The organism is Agromyces mediolanus (genome assembly GCF_023715325.1).
GTDB classification, from domain to species: Bacteria; Actinomycetota; Actinomycetes; order Actinomycetales; family Microbacteriaceae; genus Agromyces; species Agromyces mediolanus_A.
Genome location: NZ_JAMBNX010000007.1, coordinates 172,033 through 188,584 on the forward strand (window position 1 = coordinate 172,033; position 16,552 = coordinate 188,584).

General features: G+C 71.2%; 15 protein-coding genes. 8 read left to right on the plus strand and 7 right to left on the minus strand.

Annotated features, from left to right (window positions below; all coding sequences use genetic code 11):
- Positions 1 to 209: 209 nt before the first annotated feature.
- Positions 210 to 2,030: an oleate hydratase gene (locus M3147_RS13620; RefSeq protein WP_251204009.1), complete on the plus strand. Its 1,821-nt coding sequence runs from the start codon at positions 210 to 212 to the stop codon at positions 2,028 to 2,030.
- Between the two features lie 98 nt (positions 2,031 to 2,128).
- Here the strand turns inward: M3147_RS13620 and M3147_RS13625 are convergent, their stop codons facing one another.
- A complete protein-coding gene (locus M3147_RS13625; RefSeq protein ID WP_251204010.1) occupies positions 2,129 to 2,788 on the minus strand; it encodes a fasciclin domain-containing protein in 660 nt (219 codons plus the stop codon).
- 201 nt (positions 2,789 to 2,989) lie between these two features.
- Here M3147_RS13625 and M3147_RS13630 point away from each other — a divergent pair, with 201 nt between their 5' ends.
- From M3147_RS13630 to M3147_RS13645, 4 genes are read left to right on the plus strand one after another with little or no spacing between them, the layout of a single operon-like run.
- A complete protein-coding gene (locus tag M3147_RS13630; protein ID WP_251204011.1) occupies positions 2,990 to 4,744 on the plus strand; it encodes a cytochrome c biogenesis protein CcdA in 1,755 nt (584 codons plus the stop codon).
- A 56-nt stretch (positions 4,745 to 4,800) separates the two neighbouring features.
- Positions 4,801 to 5,385, plus strand: coding sequence for an ECF RNA polymerase sigma factor SigK (sigK, locus tag M3147_RS13635; protein WP_251204012.1), 585 nt, complete (start codon positions 4,801 to 4,803; stop codon positions 5,383 to 5,385).
- Positions 5,382 to 6,200 carry an anti-sigma factor gene (locus M3147_RS13640; RefSeq protein WP_251204013.1) on the plus strand — a complete coding sequence of 273 codons (819 nt, stop codon included), beginning with the start codon at positions 5,382 to 5,384 and terminating at the stop codon, positions 6,198 to 6,200. The genes sigK and M3147_RS13640 overlap by 4 nt, the downstream gene beginning before the upstream one ends.
- Positions 6,197 to 7,588 (plus strand): MFS transporter, encoded by a 1,392-nt coding sequence (locus tag M3147_RS13645; protein ID WP_251204014.1) that lies wholly within the window; start codon positions 6,197 to 6,199, stop codon positions 7,586 to 7,588. Before M3147_RS13640 ends, M3147_RS13645 begins: the two co-directional genes overlap by 4 nt.
- Before the next feature lie 42 nt (positions 7,589 to 7,630).
- On the opposite strand, the gene M3147_RS13650 is transcribed toward M3147_RS13645, so the two are convergent.
- The 3 genes from M3147_RS13650 to M3147_RS13660 form a co-directional block, all read right to left on the minus strand.
- Positions 7,631 to 7,780, minus strand: coding sequence for a hypothetical protein (locus M3147_RS13650; protein ID WP_251204015.1), 150 nt, complete (start codon positions 7,778 to 7,780; stop codon positions 7,631 to 7,633).
- Complete coding sequence (locus tag M3147_RS13655; RefSeq protein ID WP_251204016.1) at positions 7,777 to 8,400, minus strand: M15 family metallopeptidase; 624 nt, start codon at positions 8,398 to 8,400, stop codon at positions 7,777 to 7,779. The genes M3147_RS13650 and M3147_RS13655 overlap by 4 nt, the downstream gene beginning before the upstream one ends.
- 156 nt (positions 8,401 to 8,556) lie before the next feature.
- Complete coding sequence (locus M3147_RS13660) at positions 8,557 to 9,270, minus strand: SOS response-associated peptidase (protein ID WP_251204017.1); 714 nt, start codon at positions 9,268 to 9,270, stop codon at positions 8,557 to 8,559.
- Between the two features lie 121 nt (positions 9,271 to 9,391).
- Here M3147_RS13660 and M3147_RS13665 point away from each other — a divergent pair, with 121 nt between their 5' ends.
- Together M3147_RS13665 and M3147_RS13670 are read left to right on the plus strand one after the other, a co-directional pair.
- Positions 9,392 to 10,780, plus strand: a complete 1,389-nt coding sequence (locus M3147_RS13665; RefSeq protein ID WP_251204018.1) for an NB-ARC domain-containing protein — start codon at positions 9,392 to 9,394, stop codon at positions 10,778 to 10,780.
- A 197-nt stretch (positions 10,781 to 10,977) separates the two neighbouring features.
- Positions 10,978 to 12,213 carry a tetratricopeptide repeat protein gene (locus M3147_RS13670; protein ID WP_251204019.1) on the plus strand — a complete coding sequence of 412 codons (1,236 nt, stop codon included), beginning with the start codon at positions 10,978 to 10,980 and terminating at the stop codon, positions 12,211 to 12,213.
- On the opposite strand, the gene M3147_RS13675 is transcribed toward M3147_RS13670, so the two are convergent.
- Genes M3147_RS13675 through M3147_RS13685 form a run of 3 tightly spaced genes read right to left on the minus strand, consistent with a single transcriptional unit; the run spans position 12,170 to position 15,612 of the window.
- Positions 12,170 to 13,399 carry a DNA polymerase domain-containing protein gene (locus tag M3147_RS13675; RefSeq protein ID WP_251204020.1) on the minus strand — a complete coding sequence of 410 codons (1,230 nt, stop codon included), beginning with the start codon at positions 13,397 to 13,399 and terminating at the stop codon, positions 12,170 to 12,172. The genes M3147_RS13670 and M3147_RS13675 overlap by 44 nt on opposite strands.
- Positions 13,400 to 13,444: 45 nt before the next feature.
- On the minus strand, positions 13,445 to 14,539 hold the full coding sequence (mraY, locus tag M3147_RS13680) for a phospho-N-acetylmuramoyl-pentapeptide-transferase (RefSeq protein WP_251204088.1): 1,095 nt from the start codon (positions 14,537 to 14,539) through the stop codon (positions 13,445 to 13,447).
- Positions 14,540 to 14,598: 59 nt separating this feature from the next.
- Positions 14,599 to 15,612, minus strand: coding sequence for an NAD(P)H-dependent flavin oxidoreductase (locus M3147_RS13685; protein WP_251204021.1), 1,014 nt, complete (start codon positions 15,610 to 15,612; stop codon positions 14,599 to 14,601).
- Between the two features lie 148 nt (positions 15,613 to 15,760).
- Between M3147_RS13685 and M3147_RS13690 the strand changes: the two genes are divergently transcribed.
- The gene (locus M3147_RS13690; RefSeq protein WP_251204022.1) at positions 15,761 to 16,303 is read left to right on the plus strand and encodes a GNAT family N-acetyltransferase; all 543 of its coding nucleotides are present in this window, start codon (positions 15,761 to 15,763) and stop codon (positions 16,301 to 16,303) included.
- Positions 16,304 to 16,552 lie beyond the last annotated feature (249 nt).

Below are 16,552 nucleotides of genomic sequence, written 5' to 3' on the forward strand. Positions count from 1 at the left end.
AGCTTGTCGAAGGGAATGCCGCCCCGCTTCGACGGGCTCAGCGAACCACGGAAGCCCCCGCTTCGACGGGCTCAGCGAACGACGGAAGCCCCCGCTTCGACGGGCTCAGCGGACCAGGAATCCGCGGGTGCAATCCGCGCGATCCGGGTTAGCGTGGTCAGCAAGATGCGCCGCGCATCGTCGCGACGCGACGTTCCGGGGGGAGACGCATGTACTACAGCACGGGCAATTACGAGGCATTCGCGAGGCCGCGCAAGCCGGAGCGATCCGAGCGGGCATCGGCCTGGTTCGTGGGGGCCGGGCTCGCCTCGATGTCCTCCGCGCTCTTCATGATCCGCGACGGACAGCTGCCGGGGGAGCGCATCACGATCCTCGAACGGCTGCCGTTGCCGGGCGGCGCGCTCGACGGCATCAAGAAGCCGTCGAAGGGCTTCGTCATCCGCGGCGGCCGCGAGATGGAAGACCACATGGAGTGCCTGTGGGACGCCTTCCGCACGGTGCCCTCCCTCGAGATCGAGGGCGCGAGCGTGCTCGACGAGTTCTTCTGGCTCAACAAGGACGACCCGAACTTCTCGCTCTGCCGCGTCACCGAGCAGCAGGGCCAGGACGCGCACACGAACAACCTCTTCGGGCTCAACGACACCGCGCAGAAGGACATCGTGCGCATCTTCCTCGCCACCCGCGAGGAGATGGAGCGCAAGCGCATCGACGAGGTGTTCTCGAAAGACTTCCTCGAGAGCAACTTCTGGCTGTACTGGCGCACGATGTTCGCCTTCGAGGAGTGGCACTCCGCGCTCGAGATGAAGCTCTACCTGCACCGCTTCGTGCACCACATCGGCGGGCTGCCCGACCTCTCGGCGCTGAAGTTCACGAAGTACAACCAGTACGAGTCGCTCGTGCTGCCGATGTACCGCTGGCTGCTCGACCAGGGCGTCACCTTCCACTTCGACACGCAGGTCACCGACATCGACTTCGCGATCGACGGGGACGAGCCGGATGCCTCGAAGCGCGCGACCCGCATCCACTGGGTGCAGGACGGCGCGGAGGGCGGCGTCGACCTGGGTGACGACGACCTCGTGCTCGCCACCATCGGCGGTCTCACCGAGAACTCCGACGAGGGCGATCAGCACACCCCCGCGAAGCTCGACGAGTCCCCGGCGGCGGGCTGGGCGCTCTGGCAGCGCATCGCGGCGAAGCATCCGTCCTTCGGCAGGCCCGAGGTCTTCTGCGGCGACATCGCGAAGACCAAGTGGGAGTCGGCGACGGTGACGACGCTCGACGAGCGGATCCCCGAGTACATCCGCCGTATCGCGAAGCGCGACCCGTTCAGCGGCCGCGTCGTGACCGGCGGCATCGTCACCGCCCGCGACTCGGCCTGGCTGATGAGCTGGACCGTGAACCGGCAGCCGCACTTCAAGCAGCAGCCCGCCGACCAGATCGTGGTCTGGGTGTACGGCCTGTTCGTCGACGTGCCGGGCGACTACACGGGCAAGACGCTCCAGGAGTCGACGGGTGAGGAGATCACCCGCGAGTGGCTGTACCACCTCGGCGTGCCCGTGGAGGAGATCGACGCGCTCGCCGCGGAGGCTGCCAGCTGCGTGCCCGTGATGATGCCCTACGTGACGTCGTTCTTCATGCCGCGGCAGGCGGGCGACCGGCCCGCGGTGGTGCCGGCCGGCGCGCAGAACTTCGCCTTCATCGGGCAGTTCGCGGAGACCACTCGGGACTGCATCTTCACGACGGAGTACTCGGTGCGCACCGGGATGGAGGCCGCGTACCAGCTGCTCGGCGTCGACCGCGGCGTGCCGGAGGTGTTCGGCTCGACGTATGACGTGCGCTGGCTGCTGAACGCGACGAGCCGGCTGCGCGACGGCGCCGAGGTGGGGCTGCCCGGGCCGAAGTTCCTCCGCGAGCGGCTGTTCGCGAAGCTCGACGGCACCCAGGTCGGCGAACTCTTGACCGACTACGCGCTCATCCCCGAGCGCGGGACGACGACGAAGCGCGACCGCTCCGACGACGCCATCGAGTGAGCGGCCCACACCCCCGAGTTGCCCGACTTTCATGAAAGTCGGGCAACTCGGGGGTTCGATGGTGAGCGCGTGCGTCGTGCTGCCGGCGCGCGCGGAGATCACATCGGGGGCATCAGCACGCTGTCGACGAGGTAGACCGTCGCGTTCGCGGTGTGCACGCCGCCACAGATCACGTTGGCGTCGTTGACCTTGAGCGAGTCGCCCGAGCCGGTCACCTCGACCGCGCCGCCCTGCACCGTGGTCTGGGTGCCGACGACCTCGTCGGGCGAGAGCTGGCCGGGCACGACGTGGTACGTGAGGATCGAGGTGAGCGTCGCCGAGTCGGTCTTCAGCGACTCGATGGTGGCCGGGTCGATTTTCGCGAAGGCGTCGTCGACGGGGGCGAACACGGTGAACTCGTCCCCGTTCAGCGTGTCGACGAGGTTCACGTCGGGGTTCAGCTGCCCGGAGACGGCCGCGACGAGCGTCGTCAGCAGCGGGTTGTTCGAGGCCGCGACGGCGACGGGATCCTGCGACATGCCGACGATCGAGCCGGCACCGTCGGGCACCTGCTCGGCGTAGGCCGCGCAGCCGGAGCCCACGAGGTCGGCGGCCGGGTCGGTCTCCATGGACTCGGCGGAGGGGGTCGACTCCGTCTTCGGCGTCGGCTCCTCGCTGGGAGCGGACGAGCCGCCCATGCTGCACCCGGCGAGGCCGAGCGAGGTGATCGCCGCGAGGGCGACGAGAGCGGATGCGGTGCGAGTGCGGATCGTGCGCATGGACTTCCTCCTTCGGATGCGCCGGCCCGGTTCGGGTCGACACCGGGGGTTCGGAGGCATCCGCCGATCGGATTGGAGGATTTCGGGACGCGGCCGGCGCGGATGATCGAGGACCGGGATCGGATGCCTCGCGCCATCCGATCCCGCCGCCGCTCCGAATCCCTGGCAGCCCACCCGTCGCCCAGTGAATCGAGGGACCCCATGATCGCACTCGCCCTGATCGGCCTGGCGGGCGGTCTCATCACCGGGATCTCGCCGTGCATCCTGCCCGTGCTGCCCGTGATCCTGCTCTCCGGGGGCGCGCAGAGCGCGCGGAGCGCCACGGCCTCGGGGACGAGCGACGCAAGCACGCCGGCCGCCCCGCCGCCCGGTCCCAGCCGGTGGCGCCCGTACCTCGTCATCGCGGGCCTCGTCGTGAGCTTCAGCCTCATCACGCTCGCCGGCTCCCTCCTGCTAGGCCTCCTCGGCCTCCCGCAGGACGTGCTCCGCTGGGCCGGCCTCGTCGTGCTCGTGCTCATCGGCGTCGGCCTCATCGTGCCCCGCTTCGAAGAGCTGTTGGAGAAGCCCTTCGCCTGGATCCCGCGCCGCAGCGTCGGCACGGAAGGGAACGGCTTCGTGCTCGGAATGGTGCTCGGCACGGTCTACGTACCCTGCGCCGGGCCGGTGCTCGCCGCGATCACCGTCGCCGGCTCGACCGGTCGCGTCGGGGTCGAGACGGTCGTGCTGACCGTGACCTTCGCGATCGGCGCCGCGGCACCGCTGCTCCTCTTCGCGCTCGCCGGGCGCCGCGTCGCGGAGCGCGTCGCCGCGTTCCGCAAGCACCAGCGCGGGGTACGGATCACCGGCGGTGTCGTGATGATCGCCCTCGCGGTGGGGCTCGTCTTCGACCTGCCCGGCGCGCTGCAGCGGCTCGTGCCCGACTACACCGGCGACCTGCAGCGCCAGCTCGCCCAGTCCGAAGAGGTCACCCAAGCCCTCGACCTCGGCGGCCTCGTCACCGACGAGAACCGGCAGCTCGACCAGTGCACGAACGGGGCGGCCGAGCTCGAGTCCTGCGGCCCCGTGCCGTCGATCCGCGGCATCCAGCAGTGGTTCAACACGCCCGACGGCGCGGCCGTCGACCTCGACGAGCTGCGCGGCCGGGTCGTGCTCATCGACTTCTGGGCGTACTCGTGCATCAACTGCCAGCGCTCGATCCCGCACGTCGTCGCGTGGGACGAGGCGTACCGCGACGCCGGCCTCAGCGTCGTCGGGGTGCACTCGCCCGAGTACGCCTTCGAGAAGGAACCGCGCAACGTCGCGGCCGGAATCCGCGACTTCGGCATCGAGTACCCGGTCGCACTCGACAACGACCTCGCGACGTGGACGAACTTCCGCAACCGCTACTGGCCCGCGCACTACCTCGTCGACGCCGACGGCACCGTGCGGCAGGTCTCGTTCGGCGAGGGCCACTACGCCGACACCGAGCGGCTCATCCGCGAGCTCCTCCAGGATGCCGACCCGGGTGTCGCCCTGCCCGCGGCGACCGAGGTGGCCGACGAGACGCCCGATGTCGGCTCGACCACGGCCGAGACCTTCCTCGGCACCACGAAGCAGGCGAACTTCGGCGGCGACGAGGCGTACCGGCGCAGCACGACGTCGTTCGCCTTCCCCGAGAAGCTCGCCGACGACACCTTCGCCCTCGACGGCCCGTGGGCCCTCGACACCCAGTCGATCGCGCCCGCGGACGGCGGCCCGGCCAGCGTGCGGCTCTCGTACCTCGCCCGCGAGGTGCGCATGGTGCTCGGCGGCGAGGGTGCCATCACGGTGCGCGACGCCGACGGCACCTCCCAACGCATCGAGATCTCCGGCGTGCCCCGCTCCTACGCCCTGCACCAGTCCGATTCGCCCGAGCGCGGCACCCTCGACGTCACCGTCGAGGGCAACGTGCAGGCCTATTCCTTCACCTTCGGATGAGCCAGCTGCTGGAACGACCTCGGGTCGGCCGGGCGACGCTCGGCCGAGGGTCTGACATGCTTGGTCGGGTGAGCGACGGCGAGGGCAGCAGCGGGGAGCCGTCGATCGACGTGCTCTTCGCCCGCACGGCCGCCGGCGATCGCGCCGCGTTCGGCGAGCTCTACGACCGCACCGCACCGCGGGTGTTCGGCCTCGTGCGACGGATCCTCGTCGACGCCGCCCAGGCCGAGGAGGTCACCCAGGACGTGTTCCTCGAGGTGTGGCAGCAGGCGGCGCGCTTCGACGCGAGCCGCGGGGCGGCCGTCGCGTGGCTCCTGACCATCGCGCACCGCCGGGCGGTCGACCGCGTGCGCTCGGCGCAGGCCAGCGCCGAGCGCGACCTCCGCGCCGGCATCCGCGAGCTCGCGACCCCGGCCGAGGACGTCGAGGAGCGCGTGGAGCTCAGCGTCGAGCACGAGCGGGTGAGCGCCGCACTGGGAGAGCTCAGCGAGGCGCAGCGCACCGCGCTCGCCATGGCCTACTACGAGGGGAAGAGCCAGTCCGAGATCGCGGACGCGCTCGAACTACCCCTCGGCACGGTGAAGACCCGAATGCGCGACGGCATGATCCGGCTGCGCCACCTGCTGGGGGTGACCTCATGACCGAACCCGACGAGGAGCTCCGCGCGCTCGCCGCGGCCTACGCGCTCGACGCGCTCGAGGGCGAGGAGCTGCGCCGCTTCGAGGCGGAACTCGCCCGATCTCCCGAGCTCCGGGCCGAGGTCGACGGCTTCCGCGCCGTCGCCGCGGGCCTCGGCGCCGAGACGCCCGAGCTCGCGCCGCCGCCCTCGCTCAAGGCCGGGCTGTTCGCCCGACTCGACGAGACTCCGCAGCTTTCCCCGGCGGATGCCGAATCAGCCGCCGGGCCCGCCGAGGCGGCCCCGAGCGCGGCCGAGCCTACCGAGCCTGCCGCGCGACTCCGGACGCCCGCCGAGCCTGCTGCGTCGGCGCCCGGCGACGAGCTCGCCGCCCGCCGCGGACGGCGTCGCCTCGTGACCACGTTGGCCGCCGCGGCATCGGTCGCGATCCTCGCGATCGGCGTCGTGATCGGGATCGGCTGGTCCGGCCCGAACGGCTGGGGTGCGCAGCGCGAGCTCGCCGCGCTCGAGGCCGCCCCGGACGCGCAGCGTCAGACGGTCGAGGTGTCCGGCGGCGGCGAGGTGACCGTGCTCTGGTCCGCCGAGCTCGGGCGCAGCGCGGTCATGGCCGACGGCCTGCCCGAGTTGGGCGCGTCGCACGACTACGAGCTCTGGTACATCGACGAGGCCGGGCCCGCGCCCGCCGGGCTCGTCGGGGCGAACAGCTGGCGCGTGCTCGAGGGCGACTTCGTCGACGGCATGGTGGTCGGCCTCACGGTCGAACCGGCCGGCGGCTCCGAACAGCCGACCACGGAGCCCATCGCCGCGGTGCAGACGTGAGCCCCGCGGGCGGGCGCTCCGACGAACCGCGCGCCCCGCACGGCTCCGCCGCGCTCGACGAGCTCGCCCGGCAGGTCGCGGCCGACGACGAGCTCCGTCGTCGGCTGCAGCGGCGCACCCTCGCCGTCGTCGTCGCGAGCCAGGTGCTCGGCGGAGCGGGCCTCGCCGCAGGCGTGACCGTGGGCGCCCTGCTCGCGCAGGAGGTGCTCGGCAGCGACGGGCTCGCCGGCATTCCGACGGCCTTGTTCACGCTCGGTTCGGCGCTCGCCGCGTTCCTCGTGGGCCGCATCACGCAGCATCGCGGGCGCCGGCTCGGGCTCGGCCTCGGGTTCGCCGCGGGCGGCCTCGGCGCCGCCGGGGTCGTCATCGCCGCCGTCGTCGGCAATGTGCCGCTGCTGTTCCTCTCACTGTTCGTGTACGGCGCCGGCACCGCGACCAACCTGCAGGCGAGGTACGCCGGAGCCGACCTGGCGACGCCGCGCACGCGGGCCACCGCGGTCAGCATCGCGATGGTCTCGACGACGCTCGGTGCCGTCGCCGGTCCGAACCTCGTCGAACCCCTCGGCCGGCTCGCCGAGTCGTGGGGCATCCCGGCGCTGGCCGGGCCGTTCCTGCTCGGCGGGGCCGCCTACGTCGCCGCGGGCGCGGTGCTGCTCGCGCTGCTGCGGCCGGACCCGTTCTTGCTCGCCCGCCGGCTCCCGGATCCCGAGGCGCCCCCGCTCGTCGAGGCATCCGCCCCGGCTGAGGCAGCCGCCTCCGCCCCGGCCGAGGCAGCTGCCGCCGCGCCGGCCGAGGCATCCCTCCCCGCGCCGGCCGCTCCCCGCCCCGGACCTGCCGCCTACGCGGGCGCGACCGTGATGGTGCTGACGCAGATCGCGATGGTCGCGATCATGACGATGACGCCCGTGCACATGCGCGCCCACCACCACGGACTCTCCGAGGTCGGCCTCGTCATCGGTCTGCACATCGCCGCGATGTACCTGCCGTCGCTCGTCACGGGCGTGCTCGTCGACCGGATCGGCCGCACCCCGATGGCGATCGCCGCCGGGGTGACGCTGCTCGCGGCGGGAATCGTGGCGGCCGTCGCACCGGCCGACTCGCTCGGGCTGCTGATCCTCGCGCTCGTGCTGCTCGGCCTCGGCTGGAACTTCGGCCTCATCTCCGGCACCGCCCTCGTCGTCGACGCCACGGTTCCGGCGAATCGGGCACGCACCCAGGGCGGAATCGACGTGCTGATCGCGCTCGCGGGCGCCGGCGGCGGCGTCATGTCGGGTGTGGTGATGGCGGCGTCGAGCTATGCGACGCTCGCGCTCGCCGGAGGCGTGCTCTCGCTCGTGCTCATCCCCGTGCTCTTCTGGGCGAGCCGGGCGCACCGTCGGACCGCCTGAGCGGCACGGCTCAGCCGCTCAACTGTTCGCCCGTTCGGCCGTTCAGAGGATGCCCGACAGCTGGGCGAGCATGGCGACCACCGGCACGAGCGGCAGCATGAGCCACACGGCGAGGAGCGGGGCGGCGAGCACACCGAGTACCAGCAGGGTCAGCGCGGAGCCGAGCGTGTCGAGGCCTTCCAGGCGGCTCACGAGGCATCCGGCAGCATCTGCGGGCACTCGTCCCCGGGTTCGATCGTGAGCTCGAAATGCCACATCTCGTTCGCGTAGACCTGGCAGAGTCCGTAGTCCGAGCCGTGTTGGGAGAGCCAGCTGTCGGCATCGGTGGGCCCGATGTCGATGGCCCGGCCGGTGACGTGGTTCGAGCCCTCCGGGGTGCTGACGAAGCGGCGGGCCTCGTCGAGGCTGCCGTACTCGAGCACGGCGTCGTCGAGGAGCTGCTGCTGGTACTCGGCACTGCGCCAGCCACTCGTGACGCGGAACTCGATGCCGTCGGCTGCGGCGTCCGCCGCGGCGGCGCGGGTCGCGTCGAGGAGCGCCTGGTCCAGGCCGGTGATGGCGGGCACGTCGTCGTCGAGCGAGATCCATTCCCCTTCGGGAATGTACCCGTCGGCGACGTCGATCTCGCCGTTGCCGGCGGACGAGTCCGGCGCGATGAGCCCCTCGGCGCCAGTGCCGGGGACGCCGCCGCGGGTCGCCGCCGCCGCACCGAGCAGGGCGGCGCCGATGGCCACGGAGGCGAGCACCGCGGCGAGGCCGGTGAGCACCGCGATGCGTCGGCGGCGGATGACGGAATCGTGATGGGTTCGCATACGACCACCCCATCGCGGCGGCGGTTGCCGGGGCGTCTGCGAATCCGGATACGCCCGCGATACGCCGGGTGTCGGGCGGGTGAGCGGGTGAGCGGGCGGGCGGGCGGGTGAGCGGGTGAGCGGGTGAGCGTGCGGCAGCGGCGTGTGCCGCGGCGCCTATTCCTCGGCGGGAAGCGGCTCGATCAACGTCGGGTCGTGCGGGTCGATCGCCCGGTGGGAGTTGACGCGCGGGTCGACCTCGTACTCGCGGATGGTCGGCGCGACGCGGTCGGATGCTTCCAGCAGGAAGTCGACCATCGCCTGCATGCCGCCCGCGTCGAGCTTCGCCGGGTCGAGGTAGCGCTCGACCTCGTCGAGGGGGAGGTAGACCGGCATGCGCTCATGGATCTCGCCCGAGGCATCCCTCGCTTCGCGCGTGATGATCGAAGCGGACACCTGCCAGCTGCCGTCGTCGAGCCGCCTGGCGGTCGAGATGCCGGCGGCGGCGAGCAGCTCGCCCTCGCCGTGCAGGTAGTGCGCGCGCTTCTTGCCCGGCTCGCCCGTCCACTCGTAGTAGCCGCGCATCGGCACGATGCACCGGCCCTGGGCGAACGCGCCCTTCCACAGCCCGTTGCTCGCCACGGTCTCGATGCGGGAGTTGAACTGCGGTCGCTTGGACTCCTTCATGAAGGAGGGATGGAAGTTCCACACCGCGGGTTCGAGCCGCCGCACGAACGCCCCGCTCTCACGGTCTGCGCGCTCGCGCACGATCGGGATGGTGTCGGTGGGCGCCAGGCTGTAGTTCGGCTGCCACTCGGGGAAGTCGTCTTCGGCCTCGAACACCTGGGTGAGATCGTCGGCCTTCTGCGAGACCACGAACCTTCCGCACATGCTGCCTCCCCGGATCGCTCCCAGCCTGCCACCGACCGCCGACGTCCGCAGCCTCCGGCCGTCGCTAGCTGCCGGAATCGGGACACCGCCCGTGGCAGCCCGGATCGCTATCGTGCAATCCATGGAGTACCTCGAGCCGATTCGCGCCCATGACCTGCGCCGGCATGCGGAGACGGACGCCGGCGCAAGCTTTGTGCACGAGCTGGTCGGTCAGCTTCTCCGGGCCGACGGGTCGGAGGTCGAGGGGTTCGCCCCCCGTGAGGGACTCCGGCGGCGTGGCTGGGACGGGAAGACCTTTCACGCGCGCGGAACCCGATTCGTTCCCCGTGGCCGAGCCTATTGGGAACTCACCTCGCAGAACGGGAGGATCTCGGAGAAGGCGACTCGTGACTTCCTCAAACGGCCGACGGGAGACATCCCCGGAGCCGTGCAGGCGAGCTATGTCGCCGTGAGCCTCCATCCGTGGCCGGGGAAGCTCGACTGGCTGGAGGAGCAGGCGGGAAGCGGATGGGGCGGCGTGCACGCACTCGACGCCGATGACCTCGTCGCCTGGCTCGAGGCCCACCCGACGGTGCATCAATGGGCGACCCGCAGGGTGCGCGGATTCCTGGGCGGTGTTGCGCACACGAGGGCGATGGAGCTGCCCGCCCTTCATCCGAGCTACGTCGTTCGCCCGCAGGTCGCCAGAGTTCTCGCCGAGGTCGGTCGCGGACCGGGGGCGGTGCGGATGGTCGTTCTCTGGGGCGGCCCGGGAATGGGGAAGACGACGGCCGCAGTATCGCTCGCACACGAGCTGGCCGCCAGCTTCCCCGACGGGCAGTTCTTCCAAGCGTTCGCCCGAACGGCGCAATCTGCGGGGCGAGTCGCCGACCTCCGGCAACGGATCTCCGAGGCACTCGACGGTGAACGCCACGCGGACGGCTGGCGGGAGGATCTTGCTCAGTCCGCACGTGGCCGGCGAATCCTCATCCTGCTCGACGACGTCCTCGATGAGTCCGCCGTGCGGGAGCTCGGTGAAGTGCCCGAGGGCGTCATGGTCATCGTCACTGCGCGAAGCCGGCTCTCGGGCCTGCTCGACGTCGAGCGACGCGAAGTCGGCACGTTCACGCTCGGCCAGGGAGTCGAACTCTTCCGCTCGTCGTTGTCCCCAGAAATGCGTGTGCCGTCCGACCACCTGTCGCGGATGTTCGATCTCTGCGATGGCGTGCCGCTCGCGCTGCGTATCGCTGCAACTCAACTCGCGTTGCGTCCGGAGTGGGAGTCGGCCGACTTCGTCGCAGAGCTGGAGGACGAGCGGACGAGGCTTGATGCGCTCGAAGTCGGGGATCAGGCGGTGCGCTCGTCATTCGAGATCTCGTTTCGTGCTCTTCTTGCGGATCATCAGCGTGCGTTCTGCGCGGTGTCGATGCTGCCCGGCCGACTTTCGACGCCAAGCTCCTCGCGGCGGCGAGTGAGACGTCCGTCGCCGGTGCGACGAAGGCGCTGCGGGGTCTGCAGGAGGCCGCGCTGATCAGCCCGACCCGCGTCTCCGGCTTCTTCGACATGCACGACCTCCTCCGCCTCTTCAGCCGTGAGCTGGCGGAGCAGCTCGAGGGCTCGATGTCGTTGCAGGGTCGCTCCATCAACTGGCTGCTGGCGGAGAGTCAGGAGATGGTGCGCGCGTGGGTTCGACCGGGCGGCGGAGGCGAGCGGAGGAACCAGATGGCGATGGCGTGGTTCCAGCGGTACACGCCGAATCTGCTCGACGCGATCGAACTCGCCGGGACGGTCCTGCGGAGTCCGGCTGCGGCACTCGGCGGTGTCGACGGCGTCGCCGTGTATCTCACCCGACAAGAACGGTGGGTCGAGCTCGAAGCCTTGTGCCGGCTCGGCCAGGGGTTCGTTCGGCGGCTCCGCGAGTTGCCCGATGCCAGCCTGACCGCCGAACAACTCGACCTCACGCAGGCTGTGCTGCTCTCGCGGCGGGCCGAGGCTGCCGTCGGGCTCGAAGACGGGGCGAGGGCGCTTCGATTCGCTCAGGCTGCCCAGGGAGCCGCTGAACGGATCCCCGGCTACGAGTGGGAGAGCCACGGCTGGGTGATCACGGGGCACGCGTTCGGACAACTCGGCGACTGGGAGTCCGCGCTCCTGAGCTATCGACGCGCATCGGCGATCGCCGGGTTACGGAACGACGAAGCGAATCGGGTGCTCGCTGGGTACAACATGGGCCGCACGCTCCATCGACTTGGTCGGGACAGTGAGGCGCTCCCGTATCTGCTGGAAGAACTCGACGCCATGGTCGCGTCCGGAGACCGCCACGGAGCGGCGATCACTCGGAACACGCTGGCGCTCACGCTTCGTCGACTCGGCGATCCGGAACGAGCGGAGAAGATGCTGACTGAGTCGGTCAACGAACTCCGCAACTCGGACGATCTTCGAAACCTGTCCCACGCGCTGTTCGACCTCGGCGTGAGCTTGATGGGACGCGGCGAGTACGCCGCGGCACGGGCGCGATTCGAGGAGGAGCTCGCCGTTCTGGAGGCGGTCGAAGACCCGCGAGAGCACGCCCGGACCCGCCTCTATTTGTCTCGACTCGACCTGCTCGAGGAGCGAGACGTCGACGGACACATTCTCCTCCATGAGATCGATCGGTGTCTCGATGAGCTACCTGCGCCCGATGCATGGCGTGCGGAAGCTCTGTTGATCCGTGGCTCGATCCGCCTCCGCCTGACGCCGCCCCAACCAGCGCTCGACGATGTCGCGGAAAGCCTCGCCATCATCGCCTCGCTTCAAGATCTCTCGATGAGGACGCCGCTCCTGCACCTCGCGGGATCCCTTCTCGACGGCCAGGTCGCGTCTCCGCGCCGCGACGCGCTGCGTGCGGAACTCGAGCGTCATTCCGCTGCGGCCCCGCCCCCGCTCAGCTCGGCCGGCGCCCCGCCCACGGGTCGTAGTCGGCGATGAGCGGCTCCTGCGGCGGGCGGTCGCCCTCCGGCACGTGCTGCAGATTCACCCGCACGCGGTACCAGAGCGAGCTCGCCCCGCGCATGCCGTCGACGAGCACATCGGCCGGGTGCAGGGCCGCGGCGGCGGCCGGATGCCTCGTCCGCCACTCCTCGAGGGCGGCCAGTGCCTCGGGCTTCGTCTCGGTGCGGGCGAGCTCGACGAGCGGCATCGTCGAGGCGCGTCGGCCCGAGGCATCCGTGCCCCTCGGCGGCTTCTCCGCCGGCCCGAGCCGTTCCGCGAGGGCGAGCAGCCCGTCGAGGGTGCCGGCCGCGTCGTCGATGCCGGCCGCCGGGTCGCCGCGCTCCGCGAAGCGGCGCAGCACCGTCGTGACGGTGAAGTCCTCGGGCCGGGCGGTGCGCACCTCGTTCCAGTCCAGCGGGGTCGACACCCGGGCGTCGGCGAGGGGTCGCACCGAGTACGCCGAGGCGACGGTGCGGTCCTTCGCGTTCTGGTTGAAGTCGACGAACACGGTCTCGCCGCGCTCCTCCTTCCACCAGCGGGCCGTCGCGAGACCCGGGGCGCGATCGGCGATCTCGCGGGCGAGCGCCTCGGCGGCGAGCCGCACCTCGGGGTAGCTCCAGCGGGGCTCGATCCGCACGTTCACGTGCATGCCCCGTGACCCGGAAGTTTTCGGCCAGGCGACGAGGCCGTGCTCCTCGAGCACCTCGCGCGCGATGAACGCGGTGTCGACGATCTGCGACCAGTCGACGCCGGGCATCGGATCGAGGTCGACGCGCAGCTCGTCGGGGTGGTCGAGGTCCTCCGCGCGCACCGGGTGCGGGTTGAGGTCGATGCAGCCGAGGTTCACGACCCAGGCGAGTCCGGCGCGCTCGCGCACGACGGTCTCCTCGGCCTCCGTGCCCCGCGCGTAGTGGAGCGTCGCGGTGTCGATGAAGTCGGGGTGCTGCTCGGGCACTCGCTTCTGGAAGAACGCCTCGCGGTCGATGCCCTTCACGAAGCGCTTCAGCACCATCGGCCGTCCGCCCGCGCCGCGGAGGGCGCCGTCGGCGACGGCGAGGTAGTAGTCGACGAGGTCGCGCTTGGTCAGGCCGACTTCGGGGAAGACGACCTTGCCCGGATGGCTCACCCGCACCTCGTGGCCGTCGACCTCGATGACCACGGCGTCGTCGGAGCGGGCCGCCATGTCACCACTCTAGGTGGTTTCAGTCGCGCGCGAGGGGCGCTCGCGTCAGCTCTGCAGCCATTCGAGGTAGAAGCTGCCGACGCCGGCGGCGACGAGGAGGCCGCCGATGATCCAGAACCGGACGACGATCGTGACCTCGGCCCACCCCTTCAACTCGAAGTGGTGGTGGATCGGGCTCATCAGGAAGATGCGCTTGCCGTGGGTGAGCTTGAAGTACGCCCGCTGCACGATCACCGAGCCCGTCTCGATCACGAACAGCCCACCGATCAGCACCAGCAGCAGCTCGGTGCGGCTCACGATCGCCAGCGCCGCGAGCGCCCCACCGAGCGCCAGCGAGCCCGTGTCGCCCATGATGATCTTCGCGGGGTTCGTGTTCCACCACAGGAACCCGATGAGGCCACCGGTGATGGCGGTGGCGACGATGGCGAGGTCGAGGGGGTCGCGCACTTCGTAGCACCGGGCGAAGTTGTCGTCGGTGGGCGAGAGCCGCGAGCAGGCCTGGTTGAACTGCCAGAACCCGATCACGACGAACGAGCCGATCGCGAGGATCGACGCCCCGCCCGCGAGCCCGTCCAGCCCGTCGGTCACGTTCACCCCGTTCGACGCGGCCGTGGAGATCAAACAGATCCAGATCACGTACAGGATCGTCCCGGCGATCGTGCCGAACACCATGAAGTCCAACGGCAGATCCCGGATGAAGGAGATCTTCGTATCCGCCGGCGTCGTGCCCTGCGCGTTCGGGAACTGCAACGCCAGCAACGCGAACGTGCCCGCGACCACGACCTGCCCGGCGACTTTCGCCCAGCCCCCGAGGCCCAGACTCTGCTTCTTCCGCGTCTTCAGGAAATCATCGATGAACCCGACCACCCCGAGCCCGACCATCATGAACAACACCAACAGCCCCGACGCCGTGGCACCCTCACCATTGATCAACGTCGCCCCGAAATACCCGAACAACGTCCCCAGGATGAAGATGATCCCACCCATCGTGGGCGTCCCACGCTTCACATGATGCGACTGCGGGCCGTCATCCCGAATGAACTGCCCCCACCCCAAACGCGTGAACAACCGGATGAACAGCGGGGTCAGAAAGAGCGTGAAGGCGAGCGATAGGGCTCCAGCGGTCAGCAGTGCTCTCACGAGAACCATCCTCCCAGTCGATCGGCCGGACGACGACCGGGCGTGCCCTGAGCCACCGGTCAGCGCCAGCGGCCGAGCAGCGCCGAGGCATCCCGGGCGAACTCGTCGAGGATCTCGCCGACCGGCCGCACCGCGCGGAGCAGGCCGACGCCCTCGCCGGCGTCGACCGGCACGAGACGGTGGTCGCCGGCCGAGTTCGCCGCGGTGAACTCGGCGCGGAAGCCGTCGAGCTCGTCGCCCGACCCGCGCAGCTCGTCGACACGGTCGGCCCACTCCTCGACGAAGGCGTTGCGCACGACCCGCTCGGGGAAGCGCTCGGGCCAGGGCAGCCCGAGGGCCGCGTCGGCGGCGCTCGTGTTCACGGTGTCGTCGCCCGTCGCGGCGAGCAGCACCGGCCGGGCCGAGTCCGGCGTCAGCGCCTCCGGGCTGGCCATCAGCGCGGTGCCGACCCAGGCGCCGTCCGCGCCGGCCGCGAGCACCGCGGCGAGGCTCCGGCCCGAGGAGACGCCGCCGGCCGCGAGCACCGTCGCGCGCCCTCCGATCGCGTCGAGCACCGCGTCGAGGAGGCTCAGCGTGCCCATGCGCGGGTCGCCGTGGCCGCCGCCCTCGCTCCCGCGCGCGACGACGACGTCGACGCTGGCATCGGCGGCCTGCACCGCCTCCGCGGGGGTGTAGACCTGCGTCGCCGCGAGCGCGCCGACGGCGTGCACCCGATCGACCCAGGCGAAGTCCTCCGCGAAGCCGATCGAGACGAGCCGGGGGTGTGCCGCGAGCGCGGTGTCGAGCAGTTCCGGATCGCGGTCGAGTCCCCAGTGCACGAGGCCGATGCCGAAGGGCAGTGCGGATGCCTCGGCCGAGGCATCCGCCTCCGTCCGGCTCGCCGACTCGAACTCGACGAGCTGGGCCGAGAGCTTCGCCGCGGAGCCCGCGCTGCCCATGCCGATCAGGCCGAGCGCGCCGGCCCGGGAGACGGCGTGCGCGAAGCGGCCGCCGGCCACCCCGCCCATCGGGGCGGCGACGATCGGCACGCCCAGCCCGAGCGTCGTCGACCACGGTGTGGCGAGACCGGTCATGGCTGCACCTCCTTGTTCGGCCGCCCAGGCGGATGGCTCCACGCTACGCCTGCCGCGCACCGCATCGCTCGAAGCGCGGGCCACGCCGATCGCGCGCGGGTCCTCCCGCCGAGCGTCACGACGTGCATCGCTCCGGTAGCGTCGTCGGATGCTGAACATCCGATGGGCGACGGTCGACGATGCGGCAGGCGTCGCCGCGGTGCACGTCAACGCGTGGCGGGTCGCCTACGCGGGATTGATCGACCAGGCCGTCCTCGACGGGCAGAGGGTCGATGCCCGCACCGCCATGTGGCAGAACTGGATCGCGCGCTCCCTGGTGGGAGAGGCGCCGAGCGCGTACGGCGGCGTCGCGCACCGTCTCCTCGTCGCCGAGCTCGCAGGCGAGATCCTCGGCTGGGCGAGCTTCGGCGGCGGACGCGACGACGACCGCGTTCAGTTCGCCGAGCTCGCGGGGCTGTACGTCGATCCGACGAGCTGGGCGCGCGGGGTCGGTCACGCGCTGATGGAGCGGGTGCAGCAGGAGCTCAGCGCAGCGGGCTGGACCGAGGCCTACCTCTGGGTGCTCGACGGCAACGATCGCGCCATCCGCTTCTACGAGCGGCACGGCTGGCACGCCGACGGCGGGGAGAAGTTCGGTGAGGGCGGGAGCGTCGACGGGCTGCACGAGCTGCGCTACGTGCGTCGCCTCTGAGCGGGATGCCGCCGGGTGCCGGGTTCACAGCGGATCCGAGCCCCGGTCATAGCCCGGTCATAGGGTCGACGCGCAGCCTTGGAACGTGTCGACGAGCACGATCGCATCGGTTCGGATGCGGTGGCGGCGCGACGCGGGCCGCGACGACTCCCTCCTCGCGGCCCGCGCGCGCCGCGTCTCGCGGCATGACGGTGCCGGCCGGGCTGGCCCCGCCACCGCCGGGTGATCGGGTCCCGACGATGCGGCGGG